This is a genomic window from Pseudomonas sp. NKUCC02_KPG (assembly GCF_019345465.1).
Classification (GTDB): Bacteria; Pseudomonadota; Gammaproteobacteria; order Pseudomonadales; family Pseudomonadaceae; genus Aquipseudomonas.
This window is the reverse complement of sequence record NZ_JAHKRC010000013.1, coordinates 141,489-161,627: the sequence shown is the minus strand read 5'-3', so window position 1 is coordinate 161,627 and position 20,139 is coordinate 141,489. Positions and strand designations below refer to the sequence as shown.

At 57.8% G+C, this 20,139-nt stretch carries 20 protein-coding genes and 1 pseudogene; 16 read left to right on the top strand and 5 right to left on the bottom strand.

The window, feature by feature from the left end; translation table 11 throughout:
- Window positions 1-256: 256 nt before the first annotated feature.
- The 8 genes and pseudogenes from KO536_RS18150 to rsd form a co-directional block, all read left to right on the top strand.
- Window positions 257-388, top strand: a pseudogene (locus KO536_RS18150) (sensor histidine kinase); the annotation flags it as partial.
- Window positions 385-1,131, top strand: a complete 747-nt coding sequence (locus KO536_RS18145) for a LytTR family DNA-binding domain-containing protein (protein ID WP_133079296.1) — start codon at window positions 385-387, stop codon at window positions 1,129-1,131. The pseudogene KO536_RS18150 and the gene KO536_RS18145, both read left to right, overlap by 4 nt.
- Window positions 1,132-1,258: 127 nt before the next feature.
- Complete coding sequence (gene hemC, locus KO536_RS18140; protein WP_133079295.1) at window positions 1,259-2,200, top strand: hydroxymethylbilane synthase; 942 nt, start codon at window positions 1,259-1,261, stop codon at window positions 2,198-2,200.
- On the top strand, window positions 2,197-2,964 hold the full coding sequence (locus KO536_RS18135) for a uroporphyrinogen-III synthase (protein WP_219262594.1): 768 nt from the start codon (window positions 2,197-2,199) through the stop codon (window positions 2,962-2,964). The genes hemC and KO536_RS18135 overlap by 4 nt, the downstream gene beginning before the upstream one ends.
- Before the next feature lie 16 nt (window positions 2,965-2,980).
- Window positions 2,981-4,108: a uroporphyrinogen-III C-methyltransferase gene (locus tag KO536_RS18130; RefSeq protein WP_133079293.1), complete on the top strand. Its 1,128-nt coding sequence runs from the start codon at window positions 2,981-2,983 to the stop codon at window positions 4,106-4,108.
- A complete protein-coding gene (locus KO536_RS18125) occupies window positions 4,105-5,346 on the top strand; it encodes a heme biosynthesis protein HemY (protein ID WP_219262593.1) in 1,242 nt (413 codons plus the stop codon). The genes KO536_RS18130 and KO536_RS18125 overlap by 4 nt, the downstream gene beginning before the upstream one ends.
- Before the next feature lie 219 nt (window positions 5,347-5,565).
- Window positions 5,566-6,093, top strand: coding sequence for a disulfide bond formation protein B (locus KO536_RS18120; protein WP_219262592.1), 528 nt, complete (start codon window positions 5,566-5,568; stop codon window positions 6,091-6,093).
- Between the two features lie 191 nt (window positions 6,094-6,284).
- Complete coding sequence (rsd, locus tag KO536_RS18115) at window positions 6,285-6,755, top strand: sigma D regulator (RefSeq protein ID WP_133079290.1); 471 nt, start codon at window positions 6,285-6,287, stop codon at window positions 6,753-6,755.
- A gap of 59 nt (window positions 6,756-6,814) precedes the next feature.
- On the opposite strand, the gene KO536_RS18110 is transcribed toward rsd, so the two are convergent.
- Window positions 6,815-7,480, bottom strand: a complete 666-nt coding sequence (locus KO536_RS18110; RefSeq protein ID WP_219262591.1) for an FKBP-type peptidyl-prolyl cis-trans isomerase — start codon at window positions 7,478-7,480, stop codon at window positions 6,815-6,817.
- A 247-nt stretch (window positions 7,481-7,727) separates the two neighbouring features.
- On the opposite strand from KO536_RS18110, the gene KO536_RS18105 reads away from it, so the two are divergent.
- The gene (locus tag KO536_RS18105) at window positions 7,728-8,657 is read left to right on the top strand and encodes an AlgP family protein (protein ID WP_219262590.1); all 930 of its coding nucleotides are present in this window, start codon (window positions 7,728-7,730) and stop codon (window positions 8,655-8,657) included.
- On the opposite strand, the gene KO536_RS18100 is transcribed toward KO536_RS18105, so the two are convergent.
- Window positions 8,654-9,118, bottom strand: coding sequence for a TIGR02444 family protein (locus KO536_RS18100; protein WP_219262589.1), 465 nt, complete (start codon window positions 9,116-9,118; stop codon window positions 8,654-8,656). The two genes, KO536_RS18105 and KO536_RS18100, sit on opposite strands and share 4 nt — an antisense overlap.
- A gap of 50 nt (window positions 9,119-9,168) precedes the next feature.
- On the opposite strand from KO536_RS18100, the gene KO536_RS18095 reads away from it, so the two are divergent.
- The 4 genes from KO536_RS18095 (at window position 9,169) to KO536_RS18080 (ending at window position 14,339) form a co-directional block, all read left to right on the top strand.
- Window positions 9,169-11,079, top strand: coding sequence for an ATP-binding cassette domain-containing protein (locus KO536_RS18095; protein WP_133079286.1), 1,911 nt, complete (start codon window positions 9,169-9,171; stop codon window positions 11,077-11,079).
- Window positions 11,079-11,636 (top strand): mechanosensitive ion channel family protein, encoded by a 558-nt coding sequence (locus KO536_RS18090; protein WP_133079285.1) that lies wholly within the window; start codon window positions 11,079-11,081, stop codon window positions 11,634-11,636. Before KO536_RS18095 ends, KO536_RS18090 begins: the two co-directional genes overlap by 1 nt.
- Before the next feature lie 105 nt (window positions 11,637-11,741).
- Complete coding sequence (locus KO536_RS18085; RefSeq protein WP_133079284.1) at window positions 11,742-12,374, top strand: LysE family transporter; 633 nt, start codon at window positions 11,742-11,744, stop codon at window positions 12,372-12,374.
- Between the two features lie 66 nt (window positions 12,375-12,440).
- On the top strand, window positions 12,441-14,339 hold the full coding sequence (locus KO536_RS18080) for a cytochrome c/FTR1 family iron permease (RefSeq protein ID WP_219262588.1): 1,899 nt from the start codon (window positions 12,441-12,443) through the stop codon (window positions 14,337-14,339).
- Between the two features lie 97 nt (window positions 14,340-14,436).
- Here the strand turns inward: KO536_RS18080 and KO536_RS18075 are convergent, their stop codons facing one another.
- On the bottom strand, window positions 14,437-15,354 hold the full coding sequence (locus tag KO536_RS18075) for a hypothetical protein (protein WP_307876327.1): 918 nt from the start codon (window positions 15,352-15,354) through the stop codon (window positions 14,437-14,439).
- A 494-nt stretch (window positions 15,355-15,848) separates the two neighbouring features.
- Between KO536_RS18075 and KO536_RS18070 the strand changes: the two genes are divergently transcribed.
- Window positions 15,849-16,988: a hypothetical protein gene (locus KO536_RS18070; protein ID WP_219262586.1), complete on the top strand. Its 1,140-nt coding sequence runs from the start codon at window positions 15,849-15,851 to the stop codon at window positions 16,986-16,988.
- 65 nt (window positions 16,989-17,053) lie between these two features.
- On the top strand, window positions 17,054-17,506 hold the full coding sequence (locus tag KO536_RS18065) for a YaiI/YqxD family protein (protein WP_019824452.1): 453 nt from the start codon (window positions 17,054-17,056) through the stop codon (window positions 17,504-17,506).
- Here the strand turns inward: KO536_RS18065 and elbB are convergent, their stop codons facing one another.
- Complete coding sequence (gene elbB / locus KO536_RS18060; protein WP_133079094.1) at window positions 17,507-18,172, bottom strand: isoprenoid biosynthesis glyoxalase ElbB; 666 nt, start codon at window positions 18,170-18,172, stop codon at window positions 17,507-17,509.
- Between the two features lie 108 nt (window positions 18,173-18,280).
- On the opposite strand from elbB, the gene KO536_RS18055 reads away from it, so the two are divergent.
- A complete protein-coding gene (locus tag KO536_RS18055; protein WP_133079093.1) occupies window positions 18,281-19,519 on the top strand; it encodes a sterol desaturase family protein in 1,239 nt (412 codons plus the stop codon).
- On the opposite strand, the gene KO536_RS18050 is transcribed toward KO536_RS18055, so the two are convergent.
- Window positions 19,497-20,117 (bottom strand): DedA family protein, encoded by a 621-nt coding sequence (locus tag KO536_RS18050; RefSeq protein ID WP_133079092.1) that lies wholly within the window; start codon window positions 20,115-20,117, stop codon window positions 19,497-19,499. The two genes, KO536_RS18055 and KO536_RS18050, sit on opposite strands and share 23 nt — an antisense overlap.
- Window positions 20,118-20,139: the final 22 nt, after the last annotated feature.

Sequence of the window (20,139 nt, the reverse complement as noted above, 5' to 3'; positions counted from 1 at the left end):
ATTCGCTCGTAATCGGCTGAGGGGGAGTTACACAAAAAGTTACTGCGGATCATAACAGGGTTGCCAATCAAGGCGTTGACGCAGGTCGGCAGGTTTTTGTGTGAAGTGCGGTATAAACAAAAATCCGAAACGAAATGTATCGTTTGAATACTTTCGTCTTGGCAACCGTCTACAGTTGGTCGTATGGATCAGTCATTGCAGGTCTTTGTAGATTGCCAGACGTATCCGGTATTAAATCGAGCAACCGAGACAGGTGAATTTTGCTGCGAGGTTTGCGGCACTTTTTGGCCTTCGCGCTAGTCTTAGCGTGGATCGCCGTGACAGTCGTCACTTCACCTGTCTACGCTATCCTTGTGCGAGACTCACGCAGGAATACAGCGCTATATGAATGTCCTGATCGTTGATGACGAAACCCTGGCCCGCGAGCATTTGAGCCACTTGCTCAGCACGCTTGGGGGTTACACGTTGCTGGAGCCTGGCGCCACAAATGGCGAAGAGGCACTTACCCTGATCGAAAACCTGAAGCCGGATGTCGTTTTACTGGATATCCGCTTGCCGGGCCTGGACGGGCTGCAGGTTGCAGCCAAATTATGCGAACGCGAGCTACCGCCTTCGGTGGTGTTTTGCGTGGCGCCGGACGAATTCTCCGTGCAGGCCCTGCAGGACAGCGGCGTCAGCTATGTAATCAAGCCGGTCACTGCGCAGGACTTGAGCGCCGCCTTGAAAGAGGCTCACCGGCCCAATCGCATCCAGCTGGCCGCGCTCACCCGGCCTGCCGCGCAAACCGGCAGTGGTCCGCGCAGTCATATCAGTGCCAGAACCCGAAAAGGCATTGAACTGATCCCCATCGACCAAGTGATCTATTTTATAGCCGACCATAAGTACGTGACCTTGCGTCACGCTGGTGGTGAAGTGCTGCTCGATGAGCCACTCAAGGCGCTCGAAGACGAGTTTGGTGAACGCTTTGTGCGAATTCACCGTAATGCATTGGTGGCGCGGGATCGGATCGAACGTTTGCAGCGCACGCCGCTGGGGCACTTCCAGCTGTTCCTTAGAGGGCTCAACGGCGATGCACTGATCGTGAGCCGAAGGCATGTGGCGGGTGTTCGCAAAATGATGCAGCAGCTGTAGTTCGCGCTGAAAAAGGCGCTGGTGCGCCGTTTTTGGGCCAGGGAGGCCGAGGACTTTCTGATACAAGTCAAAGCTGTTTTGGCTGAGCTGTTATTATCAGCCGTATCTTTTCAGTACGGATTGATCCATGTCCTCTCGCGAAATCCGCATCGCTACCCGTAAAAGCGCCCTGGCTCTGTGGCAGGCCGAATACGTTAAAGCCCGTTTAGAGCAGGCTCACCCCGGTATTTTGGTGACGCTGGTGCCCATGGTCAGCCGTGGTGACAAGCTGCTGGACTCGCCGCTGTCGAAAATCGGCGGCAAGGGGCTTTTCGTCAAGGAACTCGAAACGGCTCTGCTCGAGAACGAAGCCGACATCGCCGTGCATTCCATGAAAGACGTGCCGATGGACTTCCCGGAAGGTCTGGGCCTGTTTTGCATTTGCGAGCGTGAAGACCCGCGTGATGCCTTCGTCTCCAACACCTTCGCCAGCCTTGATGACTTGCCGCATGGCAGCGTTGTCGGCACGTCCAGCCTGCGTCGTCAGGCCCAGTTGCTGACTCGCCGTCCGGATCTTGAGATCCGCTTTCTGCGGGGTAACGTCAACACCCGCCTGGCCAAACTCGATGCGGGCGAGTACGACGCGATCATCCTGGCGGCTGCCGGCCTGATCCGCCTCGGCTTTGAAGACCGCATCACCTCGGCCATCAGCATCGATGACAGCCTGCCAGCGGGCGGCCAAGGCGCAGTGGGCATCGAGTGCCGCAGCGCAGATACTCAAATCCATGCCTTGCTGTCGCCTTTGCACCATGCCGATACCGCCGTGCGCGTTACTGCAGAACGTGCTCTGAACAAACACCTCAATGGTGGCTGCCAGGTCCCGATCGCATGCTATGCGGTGCTCGAAGGCGAGCAAATCTGGCTGCGCGGACTGGTCGGTGAACCCAGCGGCGGCGTGCTGCTGAGCGCTGATGCCCGGGCACCGCGTGAGGCGGCTACCGAGCTGGGCGTGCAGGTGGCCGAGGCGCTGCTGGCCCAGGGCGCCGGGGATATCCTCAAAGCCGTCTATGGTGAGGCAGGTCACGAGTGACAGGCTGGCGCTTGTTGCTGACCCGGCCTGCCGAGGAGTCGGCAGCCCTGGCCCATGAGCTGGCGGCTGCCGGGATTTTCAGCACCAGCCTGCCACTTCTGGCGATCAGGCCATTGGCCCTGACTGATGTGCAGCGAGCGCTGATTGCGAGTCTTGACCGTTATTGCGCGGTGATTGTGGTCAGTAAGCCTGCGGCGCGTCTGGGGCTTGAGCTGGTCAATCAATACTGGCCGCAAGCGCCCCGGCAGAAGTGGTTCAGTGTTGGCGCCGCCACCGCGCAGATTCTCGCCGACTACGGCCTTGATGTTAGCTACCCTCAATGCGGGGATGACAGCGAAGCTCTGCTGGCGATGCCTGAGTTCGAAGCTGCAGTTGGCTGTGATCAGCCCAGGGTTTTGATCCTGCGCGGGGAGGGCGGTCGCGAGATGTTGGCGGACCACATGCGTAGCCTTGGAGTGCAGGTCGACTATCTTGAACTCTATCGTCGCGAACTGCCGTCGTACCCGCCTGCGACCCTGTATCAGCGAGTTAAAGTGGAACGCCTGAACGCGCTGGTGGTCAGCAGTGGGCAGGGTTTTGAACATTTACGCCAATTGGCAGGCGACACCTGGCCGCAGCTTGGATGTCTGCCATTGTTTGTTCCAAGCCCTCGGGTTGCTGAGATGGCACGCAGCGCCGGGGCGCAAAACGTTGTGGATTGTCGTGGCGCGAGTGCCACGGCTTTGCTGGCGGCGCTGCGGGAACATCCCGCACCTGCTTTTTAATGCAAAGGATGGATTCGTGAGCGAAACAGTCTTGTCCAAAGAACACGTACAGTCCGCGCCAGACGCGCCGGCTAAAAATGCTGACCCTGCGCCGCAGGGACGAGGCAATGGTCTGGCCGTTTTCGCCCTGTTGCTGGGCGCAGCCGGCATTGCCGTCGGCGGCTGGGGGGTGTGGCAGGTACGACAGCTGCAAGCCACCACCGAACAGCAACTGAGCGACGTGCCAGCCTTGGCCGCGCAAACGCTGTCGATCAAGCAGGGCGAGCAGCAACTGCTGACGCGCGTCAACCAATTACCCTCCGCGGGTGAGCTGGATAATCAGCGTCAATTGGTCGTGCAGCTGCAAGGCGATCAGCAGCGCCTGAACCAGCGCCTCGAAACCGTTTTGGGTGAAAGCCGCAAGGACTGGCGTCTGGCCGAGGCCGAGCACTTGTTGCGGCTGGCCACCTTGCGCTTGTCGGCACTGCAGGACATCACCAGCGCCCAGGCGCTGGTGCAAGGGGCGGACGCCATTTTACGCGAGCAAAATGATCCGGGCTCTTTCGCTGCCCGCGAGCAACTTGCAAAAAGCCTGGCGGCACTGCGCAGCATTGAACAGCCGGATCGCACTGGCCTGTTTTTGCAGCTGGCGGCCTTGCGTGACCAGGTCGCGCAGCTCAGCGCACTGGCCCCTGCCTATCAGAATCAAGGTGATTCGCTGGCGAGCCTGACGGCAGATGGCGATGGCGCGAGCCGTTGGGCGCAGTGGTGGGATGAGATCTCGCATTACATTCGTATCGACTTCAATGCCGACAAAAACGTGCGCCCGCTGTTGGCAGGTCAAAGCCTGACGCAAGTTCGCCTGGCCTTGAGCCTTGCGCTGGAGCAAGCCCAGTGGGCGGCCCTCAATGGTCAGGAGTCGGTGTATACCCAGGCCTTGGCGCAGGCACAAGAAGTCCTCAAGGGCAACTTCAACCCGGATAACCCGCAGAGTAAAAAAATTCTTGAGCAGGTGGTCGAGCTCGGCAAGCAGCCGGTCACGGTCAAAACCCCGGACCTCGCGGCCACCCTGAGTGCTGTGCAGGCTTATCTGGAGCGCCGGCATGTCCGTGCCGACGAGCCGGGTAAAGCGGCTGCCAGCCCGGCACAGGAGACACTTCCATGAAGCGTTTCTACGTGATTGTGTTTTTGTTGATTGCAGCTGCGGCCTGCATCGGCCTGGCAATCGCTGAGGACGCGGGCTATGTGCTGATCGCCTACAAAAATTTCCGCTACGAATCCAGCTTATGGGCAACGCTCGCTCTGTTGGCAGTCCTGTGGTTACTGGTCTGGGGGGTCAAGCTGCTGGTGGAGCTGGTTACGGCTTCTACCGGGTTGGTGAACCCGTGGTCGCGGCGCAATCGCAGCCGTCGGGTTCAGATCGCCATCGAGCAAGGCCAGATGGACCTTGCCGAAGGTCGCTGGGCCAGTGCGCAAAAGCATCTGGCGCGAGCCGCTGAAGCCGAACCGCAACCGTTGCTCTACTACCTGGGTGCCGCACGCGCAGCCAACGAGCAGGGGCATTACGAGGAAAGCGACAACCTGCTTGAGCGCGCACTGGAGCGTCAGCCCCAAGCCGAGCTGGCCATTGCCTTGAGCCATGCCCAGCTGCAGGTGGACCGCGCCGATACGGATGGTGCGCTGGTGACCTTGCAAGCCATGCACGAGCGTCATCCGCATAACGTCCAGGTGCTACGCCAGTTGCAGCGTCTGCACCAGCAGCGTGGAGACTGGGCGGCGTTGATTCGCTTGCTGCCAGAGTTGCGCAAGGACAAGGTTTTGCCAGTCAAGGAGCTTGCCGAGCTTGAGCGTCGGGCCTGGGGACAAAATCTTAGCCTGGCGGCCCAGCGCGAAACTGAAGGCGAGGCAGGGCTGCAATCGCTGCAGCGCTCCTGGCAACAACTCACTTCGGCTCAACGCCAGGAGCCTGCGCTGGTTCTGGCCTACGCCGAGCAGTTGCGCCAGTTGGGCGCGCAAGCCGAAGCTGAGGAAGTGTTGCGCGGGGCGCTCAAACGCAACTATGACAGCCATCTGGTGCGCCTCTATGGCCTGCTGCGCGGCAGCGACCCGGTCAAGCAGTTGCAGGTCGCCGAAGGATGGTTGAAAACCCACCCGGGGGACGCCAGCCTGCTCTTGACCCTGGGTCGCTTGTGTCTGCAAAACAGCTTGTGGGGCAAGGCCCGCGACTATCTCGAAAGCAGTCTGAAGGTTGAGCGCAACCCTGAAACCTGTGCAGAGCTGGCCCGACTGCTGGCTCAGTTAGGGGATACAACGCGCAGCAATCAACTCTTTCAGGAAGGGTTGAATCTGCTGGATGAACGCTTGCTGGCCTCTCCTTTGCCTGCGACGGCCACGACTCTCTGAAAAAGGCAGTCTGGCTGCGTTTCGGCGCACGCCAGACTGGCCGAAGTAGAATGTGGGTGCGGTACGAGTCGGTATTTCCTACGTGGCTTGCACTCTAAGCCTTCAGCTCTTGTTGGTAATTCCCAACTTTCTTCAAGAAGTATCCGCTCAGGCCCATCTTGAAAGGGCTAATGGCTTTCATCTACCGTAACCAACTGTCTCATTTGTTACGGAAAAGCCATGTTTTTGGCAGGCTCACGTTTAATTTTCTTTTTGGCCTTTCTCATCGGCGCCTTGGTGATGGGTGCAACTCTGTATCTGGAGTATGGCCCCGGGCTAAAGCCCTGTTCGTTATGTCAGGTTCAACGATTTTTCCTGCTGGGATTCTGTCTCGTCAACCTGCTGGCTTTTGTGCATGGCCCACGGCGTTTGGGTCTGTGGTGTTATTCCATTGCCTCCACATTGCTGGCGCTTGGAGGCGCTGCGAGTGCCTTGAGGCAGGTCAGGCTGCAAGTGTTGGCGCCTGAACAGTTGATGTTCTGTCAGCCGGATCTGACCTGTGCCTGGCACAGCATGTCGCCCGGCGAATTTTTTTCGATGATCTATCGGGGCAGCGATGACTGCACTCATATTCACTGGACCATATTTGATTTGAGCGTTCCCGAGTTAAGCCTGCTGGCCTTTATCGGTCTGCTCGTGGTGAGTATTTTCCAGATAACGCGCTCAATGCACGCGGGCAAATTACGCCGTGGCTGCGACGTAACGTAGCAGTCAGGATTAAACGCTTGTATGAATTTTCTCTCATACGTACCTTGAAGCAGTTGCCGTGCGGGCATAATCTGGCCCGCACGTATTACTGGAGTTATGCCGCCCAATGCCGGTGCAATCGCGCAGGTTTTGGTTCACACAGGCCCGGCTGACGTCGGGTGGCATGGGCCCACAAGGGAAGAGAGATCATCATGCTCGAAAGATGTGAGAGTGCTCAGGAACGATTCAACGGCGTCCACCAACTGGTTGATCGCTGGTTGCATGAGCGCCGTAAACTTGTGAGTGCTTATGCTGCTCTGATCGATCAGCAAAACAACCCCAAGCGTGGGCCTCAAAAAGAGTTTTGCCAGATCCTGGTCGACTATGTTTCCGCAGGCCATTTCGAAATTTACGAGCAGCTGAATCAGGAGGCGCAGGCCTTCAATGATGAGCGTGGTCTTGCCCTGGCCGAGACCATCTACCCGCGGATCAACGTGATTACCGAAGCGGCCCTGGCTTTCAACGATCATTGCGACGGCAAGGCCCATCGTCCTGACTGCGAAAAGCTGGCAGAAGAAATCAAAGTTCTGGGCGCTTTGCTGGATGAGCGTTTCGAGCTTGAAGATTGCCTGATCGAAGTGCTGCACAACGCGCACAAACAGAAAGAAGCTGCTCAGGCTTAAGCCGTGGGCAAGTCAAAAAAACGGTGCGCAATGGCGCACCGTTTTTCGTTTTCGAGCATTCACTTGCGGATAGAAAACAGCTCTATTTCAAACACCAGCGGCGTATCGGGTTCGATCAAATCCCCTGCACCCTCAGCCCCGTAAGCCTGGCTGGAGGGGATCACCAATCGCCATTTCGCACCGACGGGCATCTGCACCAGTGCGCTGCGCCAGCCAGCGATTACGCTGTCCAGGCGAAACCATTGGGGCTGGGTGCTGTGGTCGAACACTGTGCCATCGGGCAGACGGCCGACATAACTCACGTAGACGGAATCCTGTGCGTCAGGTTTTGCCCCCTTGCCGGGTTTGAGCTCGGTCAGGATGATGCCGTCAGCCAGCTCGCGAGCTTGAGGCTGCTGTTTTTCTTTCAGCAAAAAATCACGTTCAGGCTCGGCTGCAGTCTCGCTTTCAGGCGGAATTTGCGTGTTGTCGGTTTGGGCCTGATGCTGCGTCAATATCTGTTCGATACGCTCATCACTTAGCGCCAGAGGCTTGCCTTGATAGGCAGTGCGCAGGGCCTCGACCAATGCCTTTATCTGCAGATCCGGGACTTCCTGGCGCAGGCGTTCCCCCAGGCTGGCGCCCAGGCTGTAGGCCAGGTCGTGCGCGGCATCGGGGGATGGAGCCGGGGCTGCATGAGCCAAAGGCGCAAGGCACAACAACGTCATTAAGAAGTAACGCGGCATGGTGGTTCTCCGGCGTGATATGCGAGGGATTATGCCAGCGCTAAAGCGTGCGGCGATGATTTATTCGGGGGTTTGGATAACGTTGAACCACCCACAAAAATTAGCCGTTGTGATGGTTAAAGATTGATCCAGCACAAGTTTTTCGACGTCGTGCAACGCACAGCTATCCTTAGTGTCAACATGCCCTAGCGGCGGTAGTTACAGAGGTCTAGTATGAGCCGCACTCACTTCAGCCAGGAGGTAAACCATGTCGGCCAATAAGAAGCCCGTTAATACGCCGTTGCACTTGCTCCAACAGCTCTCAGGCAGTCTGCTTGAGCATTTGGAAAACGCTTGTTCCCAAGCGTTGGCTGATGCTGAGAAATTGCTCGCCAAGCTTGAAAAGCAGCGCGGCAAAGCGCAGGAAAAACTGCACAAGTCCCGCGCCAAACTGCAGGATGCCGCCAATGCTGGCAAATCCAAGGCTCAAGCCAAAGCCAAGTCGGGCGTCAAAGAGCTTGAGCAACTGCTCGATTCGCTCAAGGATCGTCAAACCGAAACGCGCACCTATATCCTGCAACTCAAACGCGATGCTCAAGAAAGCCTGAAGTTGGCCCAAGGCATTGGCCGGGTCAAAGAGGCGGTAGGCAAAGCGTTGTCTACGCGTGATGCCAAGCCCGCGTCAGCTGCGAAAAAACCTGCTGCCAAGGCAGTCGCTAAAGCCCCGGTCAAGGCTGCTGCCAAAGTGGCCGCCAAGCCTGCGGCCAAACCGGTTGCCGCTCGCACGGCCAAACCTGCGCCAAAAACTGCAGCCGCCAAGCCAGCAGCTAAACCCGTAGCCGCTAAAACAGCTGCCGCCAAACCGGCAGCCAAGCCCGCAGCGGCTAAACCGGTTGCCTCCAAAGCGCCAGCCAAGGCTGCAGTTAAAGCGCCTGTGAAAGTGGCTGCCAAGCCCGTGGCTAAAACAGCGGCTGCCAAACCTGCCGCTGCCGCCAAGCCTGCCGCTGCCAAGCCTGCAGTAAAAGCCGCTGCAAAACCGGCTGTTAAAAAGCCCGTAGCGGCCAAGCCGGCAGCCAAGCCTGCTGCTACCCCCGCCAAGCCTGCTGTAGCGCCCGTTGCCGCTACGACGGCTGTTGCTGCAACGCCAACCCCGGCATCCGCAGCAAACTCGGCTACCACCCCCTCCAGCGCTTCTTAAGCGTTGTTGATTGCGGCGCGCAGCGTGTGCAGCGCGTCGCAATCAAGGTGGCCAGCATCGCTGGTCATCCTCTGCAGCCAACCGCAAGTCTCTTGCGATTGCGCGAGTGACCAGCCCTGAGTCACCGACTCCAGGCGCTGCAATAATGTCCGCTCAGCTTCCAGTTCCAGTGACTTGATCTGCACGCGCAGCGCCGCCAGCGCATCGTCGCGTGTCGCCGGTTCACGCCAGTGTGTTCGCAATAATCGCAAGGGCTGCACCACCTCACGCTGCCAAGGCCCGGCGCAGGCTTTCAATTGCCCCAGGCGCGCCTCATCGCAGGCCACGCCACGCTCCTCAAGCCAGGCCGCACACAGCACAAGGCACACATCCAGGCCCTGGCTCTGCAAGTGCAGGCACGCCGGTTCTGCACCGGGGCGGGCGTAAAGGTTCAAACAGTAATTCCACAGGTCAGTCTGCATAGTGCAATTCGCGCCAGTTGAGAGGGAAGCTGGTAGACTCCGCCGCCATTATGATCCGACTTCAGAACCTGACTTTACAGCGTGGTCCGCAACGTCTGCTAGAAGACGCCGAGCTGACCCTGCACGCCGGCCACAAAGCCGGTCTGGTCGGCGCCAATGGCGCCGGTAAATCCACTTTGTTCGCCTTGCTGCTGGGTGAGTTGACGCCTGATTCCGGGGATTGTCTGCTCCCGGCCGACTGGCGGATTGCCCACATGCGGCAAGAAATCGACACCCTCGACCGCATCGCGATCGACTACGTGCTCGATGGCGACCTGCGCTTGCGTCAAGTCCAAGCCGACCTGGCCAAGGCCGAAGCCGACGAGGATGGCGCCGCACAGGCACGTCTGCACGCTGAGCTGGACAGCGCCGACGGCTACACCGCTGATGCCCGTGCCCGCAAAATGCTCGCCGGGCTGGGTTTTACCAACGAACAAATGGACCGCCCGGTTGCCGACTTCTCCGGTGGCTGGCGGATGCGCCTGAATCTGGCGCAGGCACTGATGTGTCCGTCGGATCTATTGCTGCTCGATGAGCCGACCAACCACTTGGACCTCGACGCCATTCTGTGGCTCGAAGACTTCCTCAAGAATTATCCCGGCACCTTGCTGCTGATCTCTCACGACAGGGATTTTCTCGACGCAGTGGTCGATAACATCGCCCATGTCGACCAGCGCAAGATCACCCTTTATCGCGGTGGTTACAGCGCATTCGAGCGTGCCCGTGCCGAGCGTCTGGCCCAGCAACAACAGGCCTACGAGAAGCAGCAGGCGCAGCGTGCGCACATGGAAAGCTACATCGCCCGCTTCAAGGCCCAGGCCACCAAGGCCCGTCAGGCGCAAAGCCGGATCAAGGCACTGGAGCGCATGGAAGAGCTGAGCGCAGCCCATGTGGATTCGCCGTTCGACTTCGTGTTCCGTGAAGCGGTCAAACTCTCCAGCCCGCTGCTCGACTTGTCGGATGCACGTCTGGGTTATGGCGATAAAACCATCCTGGAAAAGGTCAAGTTGCAACTGGTTCCGGGCGCTCGTATTGGCTTGCTCGGGCCAAACGGTGCGGGTAAATCGACCCTCATCAAAAACCTTGCGGGCGAGCTGGAGCCGCTGTCGGGCCGACTGGCCCGTGGCGAAAACCTTGTGGTTGGCTACTTTGCCCAGCATCAACTCGACTCGCTGGATTCCAAGGCCAGCCCGTTGTTGCACATGCAGCGCCTGGCTCCGGCTGAGCGTGAACAAACCCTGCGCGACTTCCTCGGTGGTTTCGACTTCCGTGGGGCGCGTATCGACGAGCCGGTGCTGAACTTCTCGGGTGGCGAAAAAGCCCGTCTGGCGCTGGCGCTGATCGCCTGGGGTCGGCCAAACCTGTTGCTGCTCGACGAACCGACCAACCACCTCGATCTCGAAATGCGTCTGGCGCTGACCATGGCGTTGCAAGAGTTCAGCGGTGCAGTGCTGGTGGTGTCTCACGACCGGCATTTGCTCAAAAGCACCACGGATGAATTCCTGCTGGTGGCTGATGGCAAGGTGCAAGAATTCGACGGTGACCTCGAAGACTATGCCCGCTGGCTGGCTGACTACCGTTTGCGCAACGCGCCGGCCAGCAACACGCCGGTCAACCCTGACAAGACCGATAAAAAGGCTCAGCGTCAGGCTGCCGCAACGTTGCGTCAGCAACTGGCGCCGCACAAGCGCGAAGCCGACAAGCTTGAGAGCGAACTGGGCAAGGTCAACGAGAAGCTGGCCAAGATCGAAGCCAGCCTGGGTGACAGCGCGGTTTACGAAGCAGCACGCAAAGACGAATTGCGAGATCTGCTGGCTGAACAGGCCAAGCTCAAAGTGCTCGAAGGTCAGTTGGAAGAGCGCTGGATGGAAGCTCTGGAGCTGCTTGAATCCATGCAAGCGGAACTGGAAGCCCTGTCCTGATGGAAGCCCTGCACTTACCTCTGCCAGCCGAATTCATTGCACCGCTGTGGATCGGCTTGCAGATTTTGCTGATTCTGCTGGCCGGTTATTTCTCTCAGCGCGTAGTGGCTCGTTTCCTGACTCGGCTGGGCGAGCGTTACCCGTTTCCGCCGCAGCTCATGATGCCGCTGCGGGGCGGTTTGCGCTGGTTCATCATGGGCAGTGCGGTGATTGTCGTCCTGGAGCGCCTGGGTGTATCGGCCACCGTGTTGTGGACTGCGCTCTCGGGTTTTGTGGCCGTGGCAGCGATTGCCTTCTTCGCCATGTGGAGCGTGCTCTCCAACCTGCTGTGCGCGGTGCTGATCTTCACGGTGGGCCCGTTTCGCATTGGCGACATCGTGGAACTCCTCGACACCCTCGACAAGCCCGGCGTCAAAGGTCGGGTCGTGGCCATCAACCTGCTCTACACCACCCTGATCGAGCCCGCCGAAGCCGGTAGTGGCAGCAGCATGGTGCAAGTCCCCAACAGCCTGTTCTTTCAGCGTTCGGTCCGTCGCTGGCGTGAAAGCGACCTTTAAAGGCACCGCTATCCACCTGTGGCAGCGGCTATAAAAAGTAGTGGTCAATTTTCAACCAACGCATTAGCTTAAAGGACTTGTTACAGATCTTGTCCGAGGTGTGCGATGTCGTTGGAAACGTGGTTGGCCTTTTTTGCTGCCTGTTGGGTCATCAGTCTGTCGCCCGGTGCAGGGGCGATTGCCTCGATGTCGTGCGGCCTTCAATACGGTTTCTGGCGTGGCTATTGGAACGCTTTGGGCCTGCAACTGGGGCTGGCGCTGCAGATTGCGATTGTCGCCGCCGGGGTGGGTGCAGTGCTGGCCGCCTCATCCACTGCCTTCTACGCGATCAAATGGTTTGGCGTGGCCTATCTCGTCTACCTGGCCGTCAAACAGTGGCGTGCCCTCCCGGCAGACCTTAGCGATGACGCGGCTGTACGCCCCATCGGTAAACCACTGGCACTGATATTTCGCGGCTTTCTGGTCAATGTCAGCAACCCCAAGGCGCTTGTTTTCATGCTCGCGGTCCTGCCGCAGTTCGTAAACCCTACTGCGCCTCTGGTGTCTCAATACGTGACGCTGGGCGCAACCATGATCTGCGTCGACCTGATCGTGATGGCCGGGTACACCGGGCTGGCGTCCAAGGTCCTGCGTTTGCTGCGCACCCCAAAGCAACAGCGCCGCATGAACCGCACCTTTGCAGGCCTGTTTGTGGGCGCAGCAGGTTTTCTTGCGACGTTGCATCGCGCTACGACCTAAACATCTTGAGTCGCGGTCATTGGAAGTGAACAATGTGTTACTTCTCATTTCCATCCGGATTTATCAATGACCGCCCGCTCGCGTTTTTTTGCCTGGTTGATGTTGCCAGTGCTCGCGTTGTGCAGCCTTACGGTGTCTGCCAACTCCCCGGAAGGCGCCTCACAAGCGCTGCACCTGATCGACTACATCGGTGCGGACTATCCGCCTACCGTTGAGAACGGGAAGGTCATCGATGAAACCGAGTACCGCGAGCAGCTGGAGTTCCTGACCGTACTCAAGGGCTTGATTGAGGGCCTGCCAGAGCGCCCTGAGCGAGCCGAGCTGGCTCGGGGTGTGAACGTCTTGCAAGCCGCCATCGAACAGCGTGAGGACGGCACTGCCGTTGCCCGTGAGGCGCGGCAACTGGGTGCCAGACTGGCTGTGGCCTACGAGGTCAGCCAGGCACCTGCCATCACCCCGGACCCAACCCGTGGCGCGCCGTTATATGCCCAGCATTGCTCGGTGTGCCACGGTGAAACCGGCGCCGGAGATGGTCCCGCCAGCCTTGGGATGACGCCGCCTCCGGCCAACCTGCGCGACGTACAGCGCCTTGACCGGTTGAGCCTCTACGCGATCTACAACACGTTGGGCCTGGGTGTCGAAGGCACTGACATGCCTTCGTTTGCCGATCAGCTGGACGAGCGTCAGCGCTGGGACCTGGCCACTTACATCGCAGGCTTGAGTGCTGACCCGGCTGCGGAAAAGGCCGATAAAACCTACAATCTGGCGGATCTTGCCCGTCAAACTCCGAATGAAGTGCTGGCGGCTGAAGGCCCCGAGGCGACGGCGACCTTCCGTGCCCAACGGGCGCAGCCGCCGCAAGTCAAACGCGGTCCGGCGCAGTTGCTTGACTACACCAGCGCTACCCTGGACAAAAGCCTCGCGGCTTACCGCGCTGGCGACCGTGAACAAGCCTACGACCTGTCGGTAGCGGCTTATCTGGAAGGCTTTGAACTGGTTGAAAGCTCGCTGGATAACGTCGACGCCAACGTGCGTAAAAACACCGAGAAAGCCCTGATGGCGTATCGGCAGTCATTGCAGGACGGCTTACCGATCGAGCAAGTCGAGCAGCGTCTGGATGCCGCAAAGGCCTTGCTTAAAGAGTCAGCCGGGCTGCTGGGCAGCGATGGCTTGAGCTGGACCTTGAGCTACATCTCGGGCCTGTTGATTTTGCTGCGCGAAGGTCTGGAAGCGATTCTGGTACTGGCCGCGATCCTGGCTTTCCTGCGCAATACCGGCCAGCAGTCTGCGGTGCGCAGCGTCAACATTGGCTGGGGATTGGCCCTGGTTGCAGGTCTCGCTACGTGGGCGCTGGCCGCCTATGTCATCGATGTCAGCGGCGCCCAGCGCGAACTGCTTGAAGGGTGCACGGCCTTGTTCGCCAGCGTCATGGTGCTGTGGCTGGGCGTATGGATGCACGACCGCCGCCATGCGGCTGCGTGGCAGGACTACATCAAAAGCAGTCTGGTCAGTGGTGGCGGGCGTTTTGGTTTTGCGATCCTGGCGTTTTTCTCGGTGTACCGCGAACTGTTCGAAGTGATCCTGTTCTACGAGACCCTGTGGCTGCAAGCCGGGCCTGCGGGTCATAACGCCGTATTGGCGGGCGGCGCCACGGCGCTGGTGTTACTGATGGGGTTGGCGTGGATCATCCTGCGCGGTTCGGCCAAATTGCCATTGGCGCTGTTCTTCAGCATCAACGCGGCCCTTCTTTGCGCCCTGTCGGTCGTATTCGCCGGGCATGGCGTGAAAGCACTGCAAGAGGCGGGCATCTTCGGCACGCGGCCTGTCGCGTTTTTTGACTTCGACTGGTTGGGCATTCACGCGGATGCCTACTCGCTGGCTGCGCAGGCGGTCGCCATTGTGGCGATTATCGTGTTGTACAGCCGCAGTAAAATGGCGGAAAAGCGCCGGGTGCAGGCTTCGTAAGCATCCAGGCATTTGCGGTAAGCCACATACTTACAGTGTGGCTTGCCAGCGGCTAAAGCCATTCGGCGTGACATAGTTGTTGCGCTATTGTGCTTGATTACCCTGGTGTGGGAGTGAACACCACACCAGGGCTTAGAAAATCGATGTGATACCCCGACGAGCCATCACCTAATGCAACATGCACTCCGCTAATGCCTTCGTTCATTTGAGAGTTGATACGATAATCAATAAACGGTGCGATAGCATTATTCACCCCTACTGCAAACTCTGTGAGCTTTAACCCTCGCGCGCCTGCCGCACAGTTTAGTAATTCTTTGTGTTCTGTATCGTTGACCCGGAATGAAGTGAGGATGTTGTTTTCCACCGTCAAGAGTGCAGTGTGGTGTGCAACATCACGGGTGAGATGTTCAAGGGCTATCTTTAATGCGATGTCCGTTGATGTGGAAGACTTTCTAAGCACGGTGAGAATGCCGGAGATTGTCAGGTGCCCGTTAAACTGGAAGGGGCAAGGTGCATGTGAATTCATGTGGGCATAGTGCACTTCAAAAAATTCAGCTATTGAGTGTACAAAGTCATTGTTTATGTCTTCTTCGATCATGGCGTATGGGATGGCCTGCTCTGAAATAGTGACGCGAGCCTTGGAATTGCTCCCGTCCAAACTGAACTCCCTGTAGGTATCAAGCTGCGTCAAGACAAGCCGCTGTTTTTGGAGTGCATCGTCAAAGTCACTCTTCAGGATAAGATCCAGCCCATAGAGTGCACTTCTGACGGACGACTCAAAAACGTGGACCGCACAAAAAATACTTTTTCTGGCAGGGGTCTGCTTAGCAATTTTGAATGTGTGCCTGGCGGCTTCATTGCAAAAGGCAAAGACGATACTTTGTGCTGGAAGAAACGCTATGTTATTGAGTGATTGTGCATTAAAGCCTTGAGCAATACACCTTTGGAGAAAATCATTATTGTCGGAGACGATGCACACGTCTTTTAAGTTGAAAGGGAAGTGATTGGCAGGCACAGGCATACCCTCTAATGGGAAGTGGGCGCCAATTTATATGTCTGCTTTGTTTTGGCGCTCACATGTCTATATTACCCACTCAATCTGGTTGGAAAGCCCAGGCAAGTGGAGCCCATCCGAAGTTGTCCGGGTCGGATGTGGTTCGGTTTAATTTTGGTTTTGGTAGCGTTGAGTTAGTCATTATTTATCCTCGCTGTGCAGTATAAGAAATGTATGTTGGATGCCTGAGCGTGTCAGGAGGTTGCTATGTTAGGGCTAATGATTGGCAGGTTGAAGTGACGTTTCATGTGTTTTTATATTGTTTCTCTATTGTATTAATCTCATTTAGCAAGTTCGGATATTAGTGTAGGAATTTTATGTAGGCATTGTCTGATATTTGGCTTGTTTTCAGGGTTTTATTGTTTCTCTGTTGTGAGTTAAAGCGTTTCTGATCTAGATTTTGCACTCTGTTTAATACTTATTGGTATTTGCCGTGATCCAGGCGAGGAGTCGTTATGCTTTCGTCAAAAAAGTATATTGGTGCACTTTCGGTCAGCAATGCTCTTGATCTTAGCGATCTCACAGAAGTGGACAATCCAGCGCATGCCATCGGGCTTTTGTTAAGTGAGGTACTTGAGGGCCTGGTGAGCCGTGGTTGGCCTGCTGGCCAGATCCTGAGAGGCCCGCGAATTGTTTCGGCGCAAGAGAACTATGGTTTGCTTGGCTATGACCCTGCAGAGGTCACGTTAGGCAGTGAGCATACGCGCTGGGTGGATGAGCATTCGCTGTTGCGTACTCAGACAACCAGTCAAATCCCACGGGCTTTGCAACGTGTCGCGCAGGACCGCAAAGCAGGGGAAATCATCCTGTTGGCGGCTCCCGGTATTACATTCAGGCGCGATAGCCGCGACAGATGGCACTGTGCTGAGCCACATCAGATGGATATCTGGCTGCTCGGCGATCCAGCACTCTCAACCCGTACGCATTTGCTGAGACTGGTGGGTGACATCCTTGAGTGCGCGGTACCCAACATGGCGTGGGTATACAGTGACAGTCCGCACCACTACACCGAAGGCGGAATCGAGGTAAACCTGATCTCGCAGGAGCAACCGGTCGAAGTGCTTGAGTGTGGGTGTATTGCACCCTCGCTTTTGCAAAGACTGGGTATTGATCCTGCCAGGCATGGTGGTCTGGCATTGGGCATGGGCTTGGATCGCCTGACCATGTTACGCAAGGGCATACCCGATATTCGCTTGTTACGGGATCCTGATGAGCGCGTTCAGGCCCAGATGCATGATTTGCAACCCTGGCAGGCCGTTTCGCGGTTGCCTTGCATCACGCGTGATATCTCCCTTGCAGTGGCGCCGGGCTTGAGTGAAGAGGTGCTGACCGAAAAGATGTTGCTTGCTACAGGTGATCGCTCGGCCTGGGTTGAAGAAATGCAAGTCAAAGGGCGCTGGGCCATGGATGAATTGCCTGTGCAGGCGATTGAACGGCTTGGGCTCTTACCCGGGCAAGAAAACGTTTTGTTGCGGGTGGTATTGCGGGACTGTTCGCGTTCCATTACTACGTTAGAAGCCAATGCATTGTATGAGCGTATTCAGTCTGCATTGCATGAAGGCGCTAAAGGTGGAGGCTACAGGATCAAGGGCTGAGCCAGTACTCCATTCTGATTGGCTTGCAGGTGATAGCCTTGGCCCATTTTTCAGGAGTTACCCCCATGCGTGTCTGGATCGACGCAGACGCTTGCCCCAAGGCGGCGAAGGATCAGGTCATCAAGTTCGCCCTCAAGCGTCAGTTCGAGGTGGTGCTGGTGGCGGGGCAGAGCCAGATCAAGCCGACCTACGCGCTGGTCAAACTGATTGTGGTGCCCAGCGGCCCGGATGCGGCGGATGACTACTTGGTGGAGCACGCGGTGCCCGGTGAGCTGGTGATTTGCAGTGATGTGCCTCTGGCCGACCGGCTGGTGAAAAAGGGCGTGGCGGCGCTGGACCCGCGGGGCAAGGAGTTTGATCCGCAGAACATGGGGGAGCGGTTGGCGGTGCGCAATCTATTTACCGATCTGCGTGAGCAAGGTCAGGTCAGTGGCGGGCAAGGCGCCTATGGCGAACGCGAAAAACAGGCGTTCGCCAATGCTCTTGACCGCATCCTGACGCGGCTGGCGCGGGGCTGATCAGTTCTTTTGAGTGAGTTCCAGCACCCGATCAACCATCTTGTTGATGCCGGACGCTGCTTCGCTGATGGATGTGGCAAGCATGTAGGCCGGTGTGCTCACCAGTTTGCGGGCCTTGTCTTCGACAATTTCCGATACCTCGCACTCTTCGTGGGAGCCTCCCATCTTGGTGACTGCCGCAGCGGTATCGGCGTCCGTACCGATGGTGCAGATCACGCCAGGGCCATAAATCTTGGCGGCGATGGCGGGGGAAATACACATCAGGCCAATGGGTTTGCCTGCTTCGGCAAAGGCCTCGGCCACGCGCAGAACGTCAGCCTGGACCGTGCACGCGGCGCCTTGAGTGGCAAAGCTGGACAGGTTTTTGGCTGCGCCAAACCCGCCCGGTACGATCAGGGCGTCAAAATCTTCGACCCTGGCTTCACGAACATCCTTGATCTCACCTCGGGCAATGCGTGCTGATTCCACCAGCACATTGCGCGTCTCGGGCATTTGTTCGCCGGTCAGGTGGTTGATGACGTGCAGTTGCGCAATGTCGGGTGCAAAGCACTGCACTTTGGCGCCGCGCTGGTCGAGGCGCAGCAGGGTGATCACGCTTTCATGGATCTCGGCGCCGTCATAGACGCCGCAACCCGAAAGAATGACGGCAACTTTTTTTGTGGTCATGTCGGTCTCCTTGTTCATGGCGTTAATGTCGCCTGATTTGGCGCTTGATGCCATAGGGTTTCGCACTAAGTCCGCCTACGCTTGATGGATCGTCGGTCGGGGTGTGCCATGAAGCTGATTCTGTATGCAGTTCCGTTTTTCTTTGTGCTGATTGCTGTCGAGCTGCTGGCCGACCGCTGGCGCGGGATGCGTACTTATCGCCTGGCAGACACCATCAGCAGCCTGAGCGCCGGCGTGCTGTCGACCACCACCGGTTTGCTGACCAAAGGCGTAGGGCTGATCACTTATGCGCTGGCGCTGAAGTATCTGGCACTGCTGCAACTGCCGGAAGACAGCCTGTGGGTCTGGTTGTTTGCTTTCGTGTTCTACGACTTTTGTTACTACTGGCACCATCGTCTCGGGCATGAGCGCAATGTGCTGTGGGCCGCACACTCGGTGCACCACCAGAGTGAAGACTACAACTTGTCCACCGCCCTGCGCCAAACCAGTACCGGGTTTGTGTTCGGCTGGGTCTTTTACCTGCCGATGGCAGTGCTGGGCGTGCCGCTGCTGGTGTTTGCCACTGTGGCGACGCTTAACCTGCTCTATCAATTCTGGGTCCATACCCGGCATGTACCCAAACTGGGGTGGTTCGAGTGGTTCTTTGTGACGCCTTCCAATCATCGGGCTCACCATGGGCAGAATGCTCTCTACATGGATCGTAATTACGGGGGGGTGTTCATTCTCTGGGACCGATTGTTTGGCACCTTCCAGGAAGAGGACGACGCAGAGCCGGTTATTTATGGCGTGACTACACCGCTGAAAAGCTGGAACCCACTGTGGGCAAACTGGCAGTTTTATGGCCAGTTACTGGCCGATGCACGACGTACCCAACGCTGGCGGGACAAGCTGCGAATCTGGTTCATGCCCACGGGCTGGCGCCCGGCGGATGTGGCGATGAAATACCCGATGGGTAAACCGGATTTAAGCCAGTTCGAAAAGTTCGAGATCGCGTTACCATTGCGTCAGCAGCTGTATATCGCGGTGCAATTCGCGGTTTATGTGGCGCTGGGCAGTTACTTGCTGAACGTGGGCGAGACATTGCCAACCCCGGCATTGATGCTGGGATGGGGCGCTATGGCGTTGGGATTGTTCGTGCTGGGTGCCGGGCTGGAGAATCGGCCCTGGGCGCTGAAGCTTGAGTGGTTGCGCCTGGCGCTTAATGTGCCGCTGGTCTGGCTGGCCCCTTGGGCGGGGCTGTGGCCGGCCAGCGCATTGGGCTGGGTCGGCCTGTTCAGTTACACCGTGTTGAGCGTGATGGGGCTGTACATGTGCCGAAACCGCATCACTCAGCTGGCGGGTTGCTGACCTCAACGCTGGTCTTGTTCTTTTCTTCAAGTGCAGTCTGTTTGGCCAGGCGCGCATTCTTGAAGCGGCGTCGGGCCCACAGGCACAGGCCGATCAGCAGCAGGGCACCAAGCACCCACAGCTCATACTTCTTGACGTTGCCCAGCAAGCCTTCGAGCACGGCGCCAAAGTGGTAGGCGGCGGTGGCCAGGGCGATGGCCCAGATGGCCGCGCCAATCCCGTTGAGCAGCAGGTAGCGGCCAGGAGGGTATCCCGACAGACCAATTGCCACAGGCATGACGGTGCGCAGGCCGTAGACGAAGCGAAAACTCAAGACCCAGATGTCCGGGTGCCTGCGAATGTGCTCCAGAGCCTTGTCGCCCATAAGTTGCCAGCGCGGTTTGCGCGCCAACAGTTTGCGGCCGTGCTTGCGCCCCAGGAAGTACCACAGCTGATCACCGGCATAACTGCCGAGGAACGCCACGATCATGACCAGTTTGAGGTCCATGTATCCGCGGAACGCCAAGAAGCCTGCGAGAACCAAAATGGTCTCACCTTCAAAGAACGTCCCTAGAAACAGGGCGAAGTAGCCGAATTCTTGAAGAAATTGTTGGAGCATTGTCTGGATGCTGGCGAAATGA